The sequence below is a fragment of the Enterobacter sp. ENT03 genome, assembly GCF_019218745.1.
Classification (GTDB): domain Bacteria; phylum Pseudomonadota; class Gammaproteobacteria; order Enterobacterales; family Enterobacteriaceae; genus Enterobacter_D.
This window is the reverse complement of the sequence record NZ_JAHUXA010000006.1, coordinates 85,251-101,990: the sequence shown is the minus strand read 5'-3', so window position 1 is coordinate 101,990 and position 16,740 is coordinate 85,251. Positions and strand designations below refer to the sequence as shown.

The following is a 16,740-nucleotide window of genomic DNA, read 5'->3' as shown; positions in this document are numbered from 1 at the left end:
TAGATATAAAAATGAACCCTTAGCGCTCACCATAACCTTACGGGCGCGCTGCGGGTTCAATCATACACGGGAAGCAAGCCGCTTCCCAGTCACGTTATTTTTCAAGCTGCTGAATATCAATTCGGCGCGCTTCATCCATGATGGAGGCTTTGGCGCGGATGCGTGCTTCCAGTTGGGCGATCATATCGTTGTTATCGAGACGATCTTTACGCACACCGTCCTCATAGAGACCGCTTTTCTTATTACCGCCGGTGACGCCGAGGGTGGACACCAGCGCTTCGCCAGGACCATTCACCACACAGCCGATAATCGACACGTCCATCGGCGTGAGAATATCTTCCAGACGCTGCTCCAGTGCATTCACGGTGCCGATCACGTCAAATTCCTGACGAGAACAGGTCGGACAGGCGATGAAGTTAATGCCGCGGGAACGGATGCGCAGGGATTTAAGAATATCAAAGCCCACTTTGATCTCTTCCACCGGATCCGCCGCCAGCGAAATACGCAGCGTATCGCCGATGCCTTCAGAGAGCAGCAGGCCGAGGCCGATCGCCGATTTTACCGCACCCGCACGCGCGCCACCGGCTTCGGTGATGCCCAGATGCAGCGGCTGTTCAATTTCTTTGGCCAGCAGGCGATAGGATTCAACGGCGAGGAAAACGTCAGAGGCTTTTACGCTGACTTTGAACTGGTCAAAGTTGAGACGGTTAAGGTGTTCCACATGACGCATCGCGGATTCCAGCAACGCTTGCGGCGTCGGCTCCCCGTACTTTTCCTGCAGATCTTTTTCGAGCGAACCGGCATTTACGCCGATACGAATAGGAATATTTTTGTCGCGCGCACAATCGACGACCGAACGGATACGCTCTTCGCTGCCGATATTACCCGGATTGATGCGCAAACAGTCGACGCCATATTCCGCCACTTTCAGCGCGATACGGTAGTCGAAGTGGATGTCCGCCACGAGCGGCACATTAACCTGTTGCTTGATAAGTTTGAAAGCTTCTGCCGCGTCCATGGTCGGCACGGAGACGCGGACAATATCTGCGCCTACCCGCTCCAGCGCCTGGATTTGCTTAACGGTCGCTTCCACATCCGTGGTACGGGTGTTGGTCATCGACTGTACGGCGATAGGCGCACCATCGCCAATGGGCACATTACCAACGTAAATCCGTTTTGATTTTCTACGTTGAATAGGGGCCTGGTTATGCATGAAAAATCTCCCGCGTTGCCCGACTGTTACTGTGCTGCTGATTGTCCGGCATCGAGGGTCAGTCGCGCAACCTGATTAGTTCTGATAAATCGGCTCAGATCGACAGGTTTTCCCTGGAACTGAATTTGTACGGCTGACGGTGCGCCGATTTTAAGCTTGTACGGCGCCTGGCCTGCAAGATTCAGATTCGCCCCGCTACGCTGAATACCACTGAACAATTTCTTGCCGGTGGCATCGCTCACTTCCAGCCAGCAGTCGGCGGTGAAGGTCATCGCCAGCGCGTTGGCATCCGCCGGCGCGGTGGTATTAACGCCAGCCTGATCGGTTGGCAATGCCGTTGCCGCAGGGGTCTGCGGCTGGGTCACGGCGGGATCGACATTCGCCTGCGACGGCGATACCACGGCGTTTTGATCGGCAGTGGCGGAGGTCGTCGGCGCTGGAGTGTCCGCGGTTTGCGGCGCGGCGTCTGCCGGTGCGGTACCCATAGTCGGGGTATCCGCAGATGGCGTTGCGGTGTCATTATTCAGCGGGATGCTCTGGGCGTCCGTATTGCTGGCGTTCAGCTCCGCAGTGGATTGATCCGCCATGGTGGTGATCTCTTCCTGCTGCGCTTTATGGTTCTGCCACCACCAGGCGCCGGTCAGGCCGAGGACGACAAAAAACACCAGCCAGGTGATGCTGGTTAACCAGCCGTCGCGTTTTTTACGACGTTTGCCCAGCGAAAAAGTCTGCATCGGCGCGACTTTCGCCGCACGTATCGGTGCCTGCTTTTCCATCATCGGCAGCAGTTCTTCTTCCGGGATATGCACCAGGCGGGCATAGGAGCGGATATATCCACGTAAAAACGTCGAGGCTAAATCAGCAGGCGCTTTATCGTCTTCAATATCGCGAACGGTGGAAACTTTCAGGCACAAGCGTTCGGCAACCGCTTGCTGGCTGAGTCCGAGTTGTTCACGGGCGCTGCGCAGACGAACGCCAGTGGATAATGTTTCATTTTGATCGTGAGTGGCTTCAGTATTCATTCGCTACAACTGCTGGTACGTGAAATGTAAATTGAGGCGCCGGTGAGTCAGAATGCCTACCCGCACCGCGAAACGTCTGGTTCAGTCAACCTGAGCAAGACAGTATAAGACGGTCTGCCAGGTGTTAACAGTTAAGCTTTCTTCTTACAGGCTAAACTGTTGTTCCATCATTACATACTGCCCTAAACACGGCTGAAACGCACCGTAATTATTGACTACACGAGTATATTTGGGCGGTATATTCCACATACTTATGCTTAGCGGTACACAGACTGTACCGCTAAGCATCGTTGTCAGACGGTTTTAACCGCAATGGTTTCACCCTGCATACGTTTACGCAGCGTACGCTTAGTACGGTCGATAACATCGCCCGCCAACTGACCACAGGCGGCGTCAATATCGTCGCCGCGCGTTTTACGCACGATGGTGGTAAAGCCATATTCCATCAGCACTTTAGAGAAGCGATCGATACGGCTGTTCGAACTGCGTCCATAAGGTGCGCCCGGGAACGGGTTCCACGGGATGAGGTTAATCTTGCACGGCGTATCCTTCAGCAATTCTGCTAACTGATGCGCATGCTCGGTGCCATCGTTCACGTGATCGAGCATCACGTACTCGATAGTCACACGGCCCTGATTGGCGTTGGACTTCTCGAGGTAACGACGCACGGCGGAGAGGAAGGTTTCGATGTTGTACTTCTTGTTGATCGGCACGATCTCGTCACGGATTTCATCCGTCGGGGCATGCAAGGAGATCGCCAGCGCCACGTCAATCATATCGCCGAGTTTATCCAGCGCGGGCACAACGCCAGAGGTGGAGAGCGTCACGCGACGTTTTGACAGACCAAAGCCGAAGTCATCCAGCATGATTTCCATCGCCGGTACCACGTTGTTCAGGTTAAGCAGCGGTTCGCCCATGCCCATCATCACCACGTTGGTGATCGGACGCGTACCGGTCACTTTCGCCGCGCCGACGATTTTCGCCGCGCGCCACACCTGGCCGATGATTTCAGAAACCTTCAGGTTGCGGTTAAAGCCCTGCTGCGCCGTGGAGCAGAATTTACACTCCAGCGCACAGCCAACCTGCGAGGACACGCACAGCGTCGCGCGATCGTCTTCCGGGATATAAACGGTTTCGACGCGCTGATCGCCCACGGCAATCGCCCATTTGATCGTGCCGTCAGCGGAGCGTTGCTCTTCCACCACTTCCGGGGCGCGGATTTCAGCGACTTCTTTCAGGCGGGTGCGCAACACCTTGTTGATGTCAGTCATGTCATCAAAGTTGTCGCTGCAATAATGGTACATCCACTTCATCACCTGATCGGCGCGGAAGGGTTTTTCGCCCATATTTTTAAAAAATTCGCGCATCTGCTGACGGTTTAAATCCAGCAGGTTAATTTTGGCGTCTTTATTCGGTACCGTTGAGATAACGGCTTCAGGCGTAACAGTATGTTCAGACATATTTTATTCCGGCCTCGTTATTACACGTTATGGCCCGTGGAGGGTTAAAAAGAAACGCCCCGGAAAGCTTGTGCTCGTCCTGGGGCGTTGCATTGTACAAATTATGCTGTGCAGATGCCACGCCTGCGCGTGACATTTACCAAATAAATGATTAGCGGGTGCGCGGGCACACTTCGCCTTCTGCGAAGAAGTAAGCGATTTCACGTTCAGCAGATTCCACGGAATCAGAACCGTGAGTGCCGTTCTCGGTAAAGCTGTCGGCGTAATCAGCACGCAGGGTGCCTGCCAGCGCGTCAGCCGGGTTGGTTGCGCCGAGGATTTCACGGTGACGACGTACCGCGCTTTCGCCTTCCAGCACAGTAACAACGATCGGGCCGGAGGTCATGAACTCAACCAGACCGTCAAAGAAAGGTTTGCCCTGATGCTCAGCGTAGAAACCGCCGGCTTTTTCAGTGGACAGGTGCAGCATTTTGGTACCGACAATTTTCAGACCTGCCGTTTCAAAGCGCGCAAAGATGTTTCCAATAACGTTTTTTGCCACCGCGTTAGGTTTAATGATGGAAAAAGTACGTTCAATAGCCATGATTACCTCAGTGTTATGTTTTGTCGTTGTGCATACATGTGTATGACCCGGCGCGAATTATAGAGAGCATGCGCCCTATTGCCTATGGACGAAGGTAACATTTTTTTAAAATAAGATGAGTATTAGCAACAATGCCCGCGCATACCGTGCTGATGCTGTGCGCAGGTCGGGCAAACCGTTCTGTCGGTACGCAATGCCAGAAACGTTCGCTGGCAGGAGGCGCAGCGGGCAGAGACCAGCGGCAATATCCTGACGGGCTGATGCTGCGGCCCGGCGTTCAGGGTTACCGCCTGATGCTGACACACCGCCTGACAGTTACCACAGCCAGTACAGCGTGCCGAATCAGTCACCATATTTTCGTCTTCCAGCCGCAACGCCTGTTCAGGACAGACCCGCCAGCACGCCCCGCACAACTGGCAGCGCTTGAGATCAATGTCAGGCAGCCAGTCGCTAACCTGCGGGTACATCTGACGCAACACCCGCCTTCCCGCCGGTACGCGCGCGCGGTGGATGTGCGGATCCGCGACATGGATCCATGCCCGGCGCGCAGTATTGATTCCGGCGGCAGAGGGTGGAACGATCCGCCACTGCGGCTGCTGGTAACGGCGCAACGTCAGATTAAGTCGCGCCACCGCCAGCGCCCAGCCAGGCTGGGTATCTATATCACAGGCCACCGCACGAAGATGATAGCGTCGGTGCCAGATCAACAGCTCCTCCGTACTGGCTGCCCGCAGCGATAACGGGGCCACCAGCGCATCGCCCTGGTAGTGACGCAGTACCGGTTCAATACCACTGATGGCCTCTGTCGGGCAGACAAACAGACAATCGCCGCAGGACAGACAAATTTCGCTGTTGAGCGTGAACTTATCCTCCGTCACGGCTATCGCCTGCACAGGACAAACGTCCGCACACGCGCGGCAGGTGGCAAAACGCAGGGTTTCACGCACACAGCGCGAAGTGATTACGGGCGCGTTTCCCCTCACCCGCCCCCCCTTAGCCTACGCAAAAGAAAACATAGCGCAGAACGATTTCAGCCAGCAGCAGCAATACGCCGCCAGCTATCATCATCACTTTCTTTTTGCGCAAGCCGCCAATGGCAAACAGCGCCATCCCCACCACGCTGAGCGTCCAGTTCAACATATAGAACTCGCGAAGTTGTAGCAGCCGCGTGAGTGGCGCATGGGGCAGTGTAACGATGTGCTGCTTATGCGTAAGGATCGAGTAGATCCACAGCGGCTGCACCAGGATGCGCGCCAGCACCATGGCGATCACCACGGCTACTGCCAGCCTGATGCGCGGTCTGTTTATATCCGGCGACGCCAGCGCGATAAACACCGATCCAACCACCCCCATCGTGGCAAGGAAGAAAACCAGCGTTTTGACATGCTGCCAGGTGGCGACCGCCGTGTGGATGTAAGTCTGCGCCATGCAGAATATCGCCACCGTTCCCAGCAGCCCGGCCAGCATCAGCAATGCGCCGTTGATGGAATGACGAACCAGCGCCATCAGCGTGCACAGGCCCAGCACTGTCAGATACAACGCGCTGAAAACGACTTCCCGGCTTAGCCATGACGTGGCGACATTGCGTATCACGTTGAAAGCATTGAGGGGGTAGCCAAGGTGCAGAAAAGAAATAATTACCCCGGCCATGCCCATGCCGAAAGCGAAGATCAATTCAGGAAGCAGGAAGCCGGATCGGCAACGCAGTACCACCAGCCACAGCGTGATGCCCACCGATCCCTGCAACAACAGCGTAAAAAGTAACAGCGCGGAATCAGCCATGATACAGATCCTCTTTTTCCGCGCCCTGATGCGCTTTGATCACTAAATTTGGTTGCGTCATGGCGGCGTCCGGCAGCCCCCTCACGCGGTCCACATTGCCCCAGCGGGCGCGCAGTTCATCGATCGGTCCGAACTTGATCGCCCCCAACGGACAGGTTGCCACGCACACCGGCGGTTCCCCTTTGGTCTGCAAATCAACGCAGAAATCGCATTTTGACATCTGCCCGGTCCGGGTATTTAGTTGCGGTGCACCGTAAGGACAGGACCAGGCGCAGTAGCCACAGCCTACGCACTTATCGGTGTTGACCCGCACGATGCCATCGCCCGGCCGTTTATGCATGGCGGTGGTCGGACAGTTTTTGGTGCAGATCGGATCGGCGCAGTGGTTACAGGAAATAGAAAGCGTGTAGGCAAACACGTTATTCTGCACCCCGCCCTGCCCGGTTGGCATAAACCCGCCGCCGGTCACTTCATAAACGCGACGCAGCCGACACCCGACGTCCAGATCGTTTTTATCTTTGCAGGCCACCTGACACGCCTTGCAGCCAGAGCAGCGGGAAGAATCAATAAAGAACCCCAGTTGCTTGTCGCTCACGGGTGGATAATCGATAAACTGACTCATGCTTTTACTACCTCAACGAGCATCGTTTGATGGGAATTCCCTTTCGCCAGCGCCGTGATACGCGCTGAACTCAGAACGTTGGCGCAGCCCCCGCGATCGATACCTTGCGCATCGGGCTGCCACCAGGCCCCGGCCTGCATTGCCACTACGCCGGGGATAATGCGCGGCGTCACTTCCGCCGGCACCACGCTGATACCGCGATCGTTATGAATACGCACCTCATCACCCTGGCGGATCCCGCGCGCCTGCGCGTCTTGCGGGTTGATCCACAGTTTTTGCGTCTGCACTTCCTGCAACCATGGGTTGGCATATTGCGTAGAGTTGGCGCGGTTTTTTCCTTTCCAGGTGATCAGCTGTAACGGATATTTTTGCGCCAGCGGATCGTCCGGCCCTTCGTGAGCGGGCACGTAATGGGACAGCGCCGGGATTTCCGGGTGCTGCATGTCGTAAAGCCGCTGAGAGAAGATCTCGATTTTGCCGGATGGCGTCGGGAAGGGGTGATTCTGCGGATCGCGGATATTATCGGCGAAAGCCACATAAGGCTCGCTTTTGAACAGGTGCTGACGTGTTTTTTGCAGGGTTGCGAAATCCGGCAGTTGCTCATCCGGCATCGCCTCACGCGTGCGCTGCCAGATACTCTCAATCCACTGTTTTTCATCGCGTCCCAGGCTGAACGCTGGTTCCACGCCCAGCTTCGCCGCCACCTCGCGCAACCATTCGTAGTCGGAACGGCGCTCGAATTCTGGTTCGATAAGTTTCTCTGACAGCATCAGATAGCTGCCGGTCCCCCAGGTTTCGCCAATATTCCACCGCTCCATAAAACTGGTTTCCGGCAGCAGCAGATCGGCGTATTTCGCGCTGGGCGTCATATACAGATCGCTTGCGACGATAAACTCAATTTTCGATTCATCCTCCAGCATTCTGGCGGCCTGATGCACATCCGGGTTCTGGCTGGTGAGATAGTTGCCCGCCAGCGAGAAAAGCAGCCGGATAGGGCTGTCGAGTTTTTCGGCGTCTTTCAGCCCGTCCTGCGGCGTAACTTTTGACGCATCTTCTGCCGCCTGCACCCAGTTCATTACCGAAATCTGGGCTTTGACCGGATTATCCGGCATTTCCGGCCCAACGGTAAATTTGCGGTTCGCACAGCCGCCGTAGCCCGCCGCCCAGCCGCCTTTCACCCCGACATTGCCGGTAATGGTCGCCAGCAGCGTCGAGCCACGCGCAGTACGTTCGCCGCAGTTGTGGCGCTGCGGTCCCCAGCCCTGGATCAGCGCTGCCGGTTTAGTGGTGGCGTAATCCCGCGCCAGCTGGCGGATGGTTTGCGCCGGAACATGGGTGATCGTCTCCGCCCATTCCGGGGTTTTGCGTACACCGTCTTTCACGCCGGTCAGATACGCCACCAGCGATTCGTTTTGCGGTGCGCCTTCCGGCATCGACGCCTCATCAAAGCCCAGCGTATAGCGCCGGATAAATGCCTCGTCATGCAGCGATTCGGTGACGATGACGTACATCATCGCATCCATCAGGGCGTTATCGGTGGTGGGCAGCAGCGGGATCCACTGGTCTGCCAGCGACGCTACCGTATCCGAATAGCGCGGATCAACGACGATAAAGCGGGTGCCATTTTGCTTCATCTGCTGAAAGTAGTGGTTCGTGTGACCAAAAATGGTTTCCGTCGGGTTGTGGCCCCAGAGGATCACCAGTTTGGTATCCACGAGTGTGTCCAGCGAACTGCCGCTGGCCGCCACGCCGTAGGTATAGGGCGTGGCCGCCGCGGTATTGCCCATGCTGACCGAGTGATAGCTGGCCAAATACCCGCCGGTCAGGCTCAGTAAGCGCTGCGCCATTGCCGTGCCGGACAACGCACCGCCGGACACCGCAGTCCCGACATGAACATAGCGCGAGGCGGGGCCATACGTGGCGGTGATTGTCCGCATCTTTTCGGCGATCAGGGTGGTGGCTTCATCCCACGAGATGCGCACGAATTTCCCTTCACCGCGCTTGCCGGTGCGTTTCATGGGGTATTTCAGGCGATCCGGGTGATAAACAAATTTCCGGTAGCTGCGGCCCCGCACACAGGCACGCATCACCGGCATCTGCGTATCCAGTTCGTTATCGGCACGGGTGGAGATACGGGTGACGACACCGCCCTGCACATGAGCGCGAATGTCACATTTGCCGCCACAGTCAAAGGTACTGCAGGTCTGCACCACGCGCTCTTTATCGGCAGCGACAAGAGGGGGTTGTGCCGCTGAAGGCGCGGCATGACCGGCAGAGGATAAAAAGGGCAAGGTAAGTAAAGCGGAACTGGCCTGCAAAAAGCTACGGCGTGAAACAGGGGTGAGTCCGTCCTTGGGTCGTGAGTCTCTTGAATTATTCATTTTCATCCGTAAAAAAAAGAAAATAAGCATGTAGAAACGTAAGTTTCTTCTTTTTCCTACCAGACGCTTTTGACTTTTATCAATGCCCGCTAAGTTATTATTTTAAAATCATCTTAACCTAAATATCTTTTATTGACAGGATGCTTTGCGGACAGCCACATTCGCATTTTCAGCGTAATTCGAAGCTGACGGTCGTCATTTGCCCTGAAGTATCCATAACCACCACCTGATAGCTGCCTGCCTTCGTCAATTGCAGGGTTAATCGTGCGGAAGAGGTCTCCAGGGCTTCGCCGTTGATAAACCACCAGCGGCGTCCTTCACCACCGGGCGCATACAGCGGCAACGAAACCTGCGCTTCCCCCGGTAAGCGGCGGATCAGCGCCCCTTCCCGGACGCCGGTTAACAACAAAGGCGCGGCGGCATTTTGTTGCGGTGGCGGACATTGCGCCGACGCGGGGGGTAACCGTGCGGCGCGGCGCTCCCCTGCCGGTAGCCAGGCTTCCAGTGGACGCGGCCAGACAATGAGTGTTTGTTGCGTGGCATCCGGACAATCGGCGGCCACCCGCTCCCCGGCCTTATTCAGCCAGATCGGGAAACGAATGCCGTTCACGCTTTCCTGATCCGATAACAACAGCGTTGGCGGCTCGCTGCCGTCGAGCAGCCAGGTCGCGAGACGGCGGCGACAATTGCTGTCGCCCTGCGGCAGCGACTGCCCGCCAGGCCAGCAAATCACGCCGCGCGTCACCGACGCCGGACGCGGGTCGACAGGCTGACGCGCTTTGCCGCTCACCGACTGCGACTGCAACAGGTTATGCACCTGATTAAGCAGCGGCACGGCGCTGGCAAAGCCAAACTGACCGGCGACCGGCGTACCGTCCGGCCTGCCAACCCAGATGCCAATCACATAGCGGGCGTTAATGCCAATCGCCCACGCATCACGGTAGCCATAGCTGGTGCCGGTTTTCCAGGCCAGCGGCACTACCGGCGACAGGGCGCTGTCCGGCAGCGGCTGCGCCTGCGAGGCCAGAATACGGCGAATGATCCAGGCTGAACCAGGCGAAAGCAGTGGGCGTTCAGCAAGAGGATCGGACGGCAGCAGACGCAGCGCGCCCGCTTTCCCCTGACGGGCAAAGGCGCTGTAGGCAGCAGTAATATCCGCCAGCCGCGCCCCTGCCCCGCCGAGGATCAGCGATAAATTAGGCTCCGCTCCGGCGGGTAAAATCAGCGGCAAGCCGGCATTACGCAGGCGCCCGGCAAAACGCTTAGGTCCGTAAGCTTCCAGCACCTGCACCGCCGGCAGATTCAGCGATCGCACCAGCGCCTCACTCATGCTGACCGGACCGTGAAAACCACTGTCAAAGTTACCGGGGCGGTAGTCGCCGGACAGACGCGGCACATCCTGTAACAGAGATGCCGGATGGATCAGCCCGTCGTCCATCGCCAGGCCATAAATAAAGGGCTTCAGTACCGAGCCGGGCGAGCGCACGGCAGTCACCATATCCACATGGCTAAAACGGTTGTCGTCGTTGATGTCCACCGATCCCACCCAGCCGCGCACTTTCATATCGGTGTGATCGACGACGATCATCGCCAGCGAACTGCGCTGCGGCAGACGGTTTTTTACGTTTAGCGCCAGATCTTCAAGCTGTCGTTGCAGCCCGGCATCCAGCGTCGTGACGATCTTATCGCTGCGGGTTTTCCCGGCGACCAGACGGGCAAACAGCGGAGCGAGTTGCGGCATTTGCCGGGGTGACAACCACACCGGCTCTTCCCGTGATTCCTGCACCTGCTCCATGGACCAGACGCCCTGCTGTGCCATTCTTGCCAGAACTTTATCCCGCGCCGCCTGGGCGCGTTCCGGCCAGCGGTCAGGTCGCAGACGACTCGGTGCCTGCGGTAATACCGCGAGCAGTGCCGCCTCGGCATAACTGAGCTGAGACGGAGGTTTACCCAGATAAGCCCAGCTTGCCGCCCCCACGCCTTGCAGGGTGCCGCCAAACGGGGCGCGATTGAGATAAAGCGTAAGAATATCGCGCTTGGAGAGGTGCCATTCGAGTTGCAACGCGCGCCAGAGCTGGCGCACTTTGCCGGTGAAAGTACGGGAATGGGGATCGAGCAGACGCGCCACCTGCATGGTCAGCGTACTGCCGCCGGACACCACCCGCCCTGAACTCAGATCCTGCCAGGCCGCGCGCAGCACCGAGAGCGGGTTAACGCCCGGATGCTGCCAGAACCAGCGATCTTCATAGTGGATCAGCGCCTCCAGATAACGCGGCGAAACCTCTTCGATGGTCACCGGATAGCGCCAGATACCCTCGGCATCAGCGAAACGCCACAGCGGCGTGCCGTCTTCGCTGACCACCACGCGGGCCGGGTGCACCTCGGTGAGCGGCAGCGGCCAGATGCGGTCCGCGAGCCAGACCATCGCCAGTACGAACAACAACGCTCCCGCAAGCCAAAGCCCGCGGGAGCGCAATTTATGATGTTGCTTCACGTTATGGGGTGACAATCAGCGGGCCGCTGGCAGCCCCCGTTGCCCGCCACTGCGGTACATACATCGATTCCACCTGCGGCACCGGCACCTGATACGTGCCCGGCGTCACTGCACGCGCCAGATAGACCAGCGTCACTGGCTGCCCTTCGTTTACCGCCACGGCGGCAACAAAGCGATCGTCGCGGAATTCCATGTGCTGAATATCCGCCTGCTGCATCTGGTTCAGCAGGTTGCGGATCTCATCACCGCTGTCCTGCAGGCTGGCGCTGCTGCTGGCCAGGTTCTGGTTTTCCAGTTCCAGACCGGCAGGCAGCAGATCGACGACCAGCGCATCCGGCACGTTCTGGCTGGCGTTCACTTCCAGCGCCACCAGCACCAGGTCGCCACTTTTCAACGAGCTGAAAGTGGTGGCCTGACCGTCTGTACCGTAAATGCGGCGTTCAATGTGCAGCACATTCGAGGAGGGTTGCGGCGCATATTCCGGGTAGCCGCTGGTGTCCAGACGCAGCCACAGCGGCGTATCCGCAGTGTTAGTCACCTGCAACGCCGTCAGCTGATCGCCCGTCAGGTTACGGGTCAGGGATTTATTACCGTGCAACGCCTCCGCCTCCAGAGAGGTTTGCGCCTGCCAGGTACCCGGCAGATCCTGCAGGGATTTGCCCGCCAGGAACAGCGCGTTACTCTCCTGCGTGGAGAGCCAGCGCTGACCGTAAGCCTGCTCGGACAGGGTCATCAACAGCTGATTCTGTGCGTCGTTAAGCAGATTGTTTTCCTGCAACAGCGCCAGCATCAGGGCGTTATCACGCAGCGCACTGCCGTAATCCCCTGTCCAGCGATCGCCGCCTTTGCGCGCCGTAGTGAGCGCCAGTTTAAACGCCTGACTGCTGCGGGCTTCATCGCCCATCAGCTTCAGCGCGACGCCCAGCTGCATTAACGGCAGGCCAGAATTCGCTTTATCGTGATGCTGCCAGATCTCGCGCAATGCCCCGAGCGGGGCTTTTTGCTGACGCGCCAGCACCAGACCGGCATAGGCCTGAACGGCAAATTTGCTGGCCTCGCTGTCCTGGCTGTAGCGCACGGCAATCACGCCCGGATCCTGCACATAGCGCAGCAGACGGGTATTGGCATTAGTGAGTGCCTCGGTCGGTACGCTATAACCCTGCTGTCCGGCGCGAACCAGGAAGTCGGTGACGTAGGCGGTCAGCCAGAACTCTTCCGCGCCATTTTTATCCCACAGGGCAAAGCCGCCGTCATCGCGCTGCATCTGCAACAGACGGGCGATACCGATGTCCACCGCCGCGCGGCGTTTTTCATCGCTGTCACCGGCAATGCCCAGCGCCTTCAGCTGGGCGGCGTTGGTATAAAGCGACGGGAACAGACCGCTGGCGGTTTGCTCCAGGCAGCCATACGGATAGGCGCGCAGCTCCTGAATGTAGCGTGCCAGGTTCAGCGGCGGTTTGCCGCTCAGCAGCAGTTGACCTTGCAGGGTGGCTGCCGCGAAACCGCTGAGGCTCGATGACGGCGCGCTCCAGCTCTGACCCGGATTGAGCAGCATACCGGTATTGACCGTCTGCGCCGGGTACGCCGGACGCACGCCAATCTTCCACTGCTTTTGCTGCGCCGGGAAGGTTTCACCCGGCAGCGCCAGGCCACTGATTTGCGCGTTGATTTCACCGTCGCCAAACCCCTCTTTCGCCCGTACCGGAATGTGCATCGTAAAGCGTGCGCCAGGGGCAACGTTCACTGGCTGCGGCTGTGCGCCTTCCAGATCAATCAGCCCGCTGGTATTCAGGGAGATAGTGAGGGTTTGCGGTTTGTCGGTCAGGTTAGTGAGATCGAGCGTCAGGCGCGTGGTATCCCCGCTCGCCATAAAGCGCGGCATATTAAGCTCGGCGATTAACGGCGCGGCGACAACGACTTTGTTTTCACTGCTGCCAAAATCGTCGTCGGTCCAGGCCTGCGCCATCAGACGCAGCTCGCCGTTGAAATCGCCAATCGGCATTGAGACGGTACCTTCGCCGTTTTCATCCAGCGTCACCGGCTGTGCCTGTTGAGCAACAATCGTCACATGGTTGACCGGCGGTTTTCCGCCGCGGTTAAGCTCATCACCGTCACCCCCGAAGCGCAGCGCTGCCAGCCGTCCCTGCCCTTCAATCACCTGTCCGTAGATGTCGTAAATGTCCGCGCCGTAGCGTTTCTGGCCGAAGAAAGCGTTCCACGGATCTGGCGTAACGTAATCGGTAATGTTCAGCACGCCGCTATCAACGGCGGAAAGCAGGACATTCACCTTTTTCGGCACCTCGCCATTTTTCACCGTGGCCTTCACTTTGACCGTCAGATCCTGATTCGGACGCATTTTCAGCGGGTTATCCAGCGCGATGTTCAGTCGGCGGTTTTCATCGCCAAGCGGCAGATGCAGCAGCCCAACCGCACGTTTCGGCGTGGCTGAGCGGGATTTATCCCCCGGGCGCACAACCAGCGTGCTCAGATAGAGATCGTGACGTTTCCAGGCTTTATCCACCGGAATGTCAAGGTCCAGACCCTCAGCCGGCACGTCGATCTCCTGCCACCACAGCGGGCCTTCGGCAGATTCGACCATTGCGTAACCTTTACCCGCGGCCGGTGCCGTAATATGTAATTTAATGGTATCGCCAGGCTGATAGGCCGGTTTATCAAGTTTCATGGTGACGCGGTCGGGACGCGCCGCGCCCGCGCCATCACTGTTATCCTGCCAGCTGTAACCCGCCCAGAAACGCACGCTGCTGACCGTTTCATCCGGGGCTTTGACTTCGAGGCGATAAGAGCCCCACTCCACCGGGAAGGTCACCTTGCCGGTTTCATCAGCACGCAGATCCAGCGATTGCTCGCCTTCCACCAGATCTTTTTGATCAAACTGCGACTGCCAGCCTTCGCTTTCAGACCAGTTCCAGAAGTAGTCGCGGCGCTCGCGGATCAGCCGCACCTGCAGCCCGGAAACCGGCTGTTTAACGCCTTCCGCGTTGACGTAAACAATATCGAAAGCCGCATTGCTGTTTTCATCGACTATCGGCTGATTAACGGTGGTGTCGGTGCGATAGTCATAGACCGCTTTGGCGGCAAACTGCGGACGGATACCGGGCAGCGCCTCGGCGGGCCAGATGGCCTGTTCCGCGCGACGCGTTACCGGGCGACCACCGGATTCCAGCAGGCTGGCCTGTAAAATCACCTGTAGCGGCGAATGCGCTTCCTGCCACTGGCTTTCCACGCTGACCTGGCCGTGGCCTTTCTCATCCAGCGTCGCCTGCACTTCATCCAGGCTGCGGGAGAGATTCTCTTCCGCGATGTTGCCGAACTGGAAACCTGGCAGTGCTTTTACCGCCTCACGAAGGGGACGAAGGAACAGCTGCCCCTGCAGGGTGTTACCGTTAGCCGGTGCGCCATACAGGTAGTAACCGGTAACGCCGAAGCTGACATTGTCGGCCATCGCCAGCGGCGTTTTACTGCCTTCCAGCACCAGCGCCATGCGCTCCGGCATAAAGTCTTCAACGTGGAAATCCCACTGGATCACCTGGTTGTCGCCAGTATTGGCGCGCACATGCCACAGGCCCGTTTGTGCGTTGGCATCAAGCGCATAATTCACCTGATACAGCCCGTCCTGCGGCTGGCTCACCAGCGTACGAACTACCTGGCCGTCAGGTTTAACGACTTCAAGCTTGACCGGCTGCGCCGCCAGCGGTTTACCGTCGGTATCACGCAGCAGGCCGTTAAGGATCACCGTTTCGCCAGGACGATAGAGATCGCGCGGGCCAAACATAAAGAACTGTTTGTTGTAGCCAGGTGCGCCCGCGATGTCGAACTCCGCCAGATCCAGCGCCGGGAGTTTAAGATCGAGCAGCGTGGTTTCGCCGTCTTTGCGCGCCAGCAGCAGCGCGGCCTCTTTGTCAGTTTCCAGCGCTGCATGGCCTTTGTCATCGCTTAATGACTGCGCCAGCGTCTGCCCTTTCTCGTTGAGCAGCATCACTTCAATACCCTGCTGCGCACCGCCATTTTCGAGGCTCTGCGTGAAGACATCCAGCCGGTTGTGGTAGCGGTGCACGGAAACGCCGATGTTGCTCAACGTAAAGAGCGTGGCGGCATTGCTGTAGGTGTAATGCCCGGCCTGATTCATCACCGCGATATAGACGCCTGCCTGCTGCAACGGCTTGATTTCGCTGAGCGGCAACAGCAGTTTTTCACGGGTGTTGCGCGCCGGATTGAGGTCAAAACGCCCGGTATAAACCAGATCCGCCATTTTCAGCAGTTCGTCTGACTCCCAGTTGGAGAGCGAATTACGGTACTCCCACTGGCTGACGAAAGCGGGCAGTGATTCGGGTTTGACGCGGTAAAAATTCACGTCGACGTTATTAACGTTGAGCGCCATCACCGGCAGCCCTTCCACCACTTTACCCGGCAGCAGCGAGCCACGGCTGGCAAAGCCAACGCTGGGCTGAATATCACGGGTAGTGAGGGTTTTTTCGTAATCGATGCCGAAGGTAGCTTTGTTCAGCGCCAGCAGGCCGCGGTCAACGGATACCACCAGCTCGCGGTTTGGCTCCAGGTGACGTAAACGCAGTTCTTTCAGATTGGGGGCCAGCTCCCACGCCCCATCTACCTTGCCGTTTTTCTTATCGACAAGGTGGACGTTCTGCGCGAAATCCTGGTCGGGATCGAGCGGAATAGAGAAGGTCAGCACCAGAGTTGCAGCGCCATCCAGCTGCACTTCCGAGGCATCGATAAGCGTCAGCGCTTTATCCTTGCTTTGCGCCGCCAGCTTTTCCCTTTGCGCCGCATCAGGCTTCGCGGTGGGTTTTGCCTCTGCGGTGGTGGCCGCTTTAGCCGGTGCGGCCTGCGGCTTATCGTTGTCATCACAACCCACGACGGTGAGCGCTGTCAGTAATGCGACTGACAGCGCCGCTAATTTTAACGGTTTCATCCTGTGTCCCTTGCCCAAAAGTCCGTTACGCGACGGTACGCTGATTATTATGCGCGAATTGATGAATTACAAAGTCAGATTGCGACTCTGGAAGACGCCTCGCAAATTGCCTTTCGCCTGTTGATGCACCATTGTCGGGTGGATCACAGGGCATAACGTTACATGTTACGTTATGCGTCATTTGTTTTTAAAACAATAAGATAGCTGGATAAGCACCGCTTGCGACTGCTAC

General features: G+C 57.8%; 10 protein-coding genes. All 10 read right to left on the bottom strand.

The annotated features are described in order from the left end of the window. Positions 1 to 94: 94 nt before the first annotated feature. Entirely contained in the window at positions 95 to 1,213 is a 1,119-nt protein-coding gene (gene ispG / locus KW828_RS10610; protein ID WP_218336324.1) for a flavodoxin-dependent (E)-4-hydroxy-3-methylbut-2-enyl-diphosphate synthase, read from the bottom strand. Between the two features lie 26 nt (positions 1,214 to 1,239). Further along, entirely contained in the window at positions 1,240 to 2,235 is a 996-nt protein-coding gene (rodZ, locus tag KW828_RS10605) for a cytoskeleton protein RodZ (RefSeq protein ID WP_218336323.1), read from the bottom strand. A gap of 293 nt (positions 2,236 to 2,528) precedes the next feature. Next, positions 2,529 to 3,695 carry a bifunctional tRNA (adenosine(37)-C2)-methyltransferase TrmG/ribosomal RNA large subunit methyltransferase RlmN gene (locus tag KW828_RS10600; RefSeq protein WP_218336322.1) on the bottom strand — a complete coding sequence of 389 codons (1,167 nt, stop codon included), beginning with the start codon at positions 3,693 to 3,695 and terminating at the stop codon, positions 2,529 to 2,531. Between the two features lie 151 nt (positions 3,696 to 3,846). Continuing rightward, entirely contained in the window at positions 3,847 to 4,278 is a 432-nt protein-coding gene (ndk, locus tag KW828_RS10595) for a nucleoside-diphosphate kinase (RefSeq protein WP_218336321.1), read from the bottom strand. 122 nt (positions 4,279 to 4,400) lie between these two features. Beyond that, positions 4,401 to 5,225 carry a 4Fe-4S binding protein gene (locus KW828_RS10590; protein ID WP_371316122.1) on the bottom strand — a complete coding sequence of 275 codons (825 nt, stop codon included), beginning with the start codon at positions 5,223 to 5,225 and terminating at the stop codon, positions 4,401 to 4,403. Between the two features lie 46 nt (positions 5,226 to 5,271). After that, a complete protein-coding gene (locus KW828_RS10585; protein WP_218336319.1) occupies positions 5,272 to 6,060 on the bottom strand; it encodes a DmsC/YnfH family molybdoenzyme membrane anchor subunit in 789 nt (262 codons plus the stop codon). Beyond that, entirely contained in the window at positions 6,053 to 6,682 is a 630-nt protein-coding gene (locus tag KW828_RS10580; protein ID WP_218336318.1) for a DMSO/selenate family reductase complex B subunit, read from the bottom strand. The genes KW828_RS10585 and KW828_RS10580 overlap by 8 nt, the downstream gene beginning before the upstream one ends. Further along, positions 6,679 to 9,063 carry a DMSO/selenate family reductase complex A subunit gene (locus KW828_RS10575; RefSeq protein WP_256350119.1) on the bottom strand — a complete coding sequence of 795 codons (2,385 nt, stop codon included), beginning with the start codon at positions 9,061 to 9,063 and terminating at the stop codon, positions 6,679 to 6,681. The genes KW828_RS10580 and KW828_RS10575 overlap by 4 nt, the downstream gene beginning before the upstream one ends. Before the next feature lie 169 nt (positions 9,064 to 9,232). Next, on the bottom strand, positions 9,233 to 11,557 hold the full coding sequence (gene pbpC, locus KW828_RS10570) for a peptidoglycan glycosyltransferase PbpC (protein WP_218336396.1): 2,325 nt from the start codon (positions 11,555 to 11,557) through the stop codon (positions 9,233 to 9,235). Between the two features lies 1 nt (position 11,558). Continuing rightward, positions 11,559 to 16,508 (bottom strand): alpha-2-macroglobulin, encoded by a 4,950-nt coding sequence (locus tag KW828_RS10565; protein ID WP_218336317.1) that lies wholly within the window; start codon positions 16,506 to 16,508, stop codon positions 11,559 to 11,561. Positions 16,509 to 16,740 lie beyond the last annotated feature (232 nt).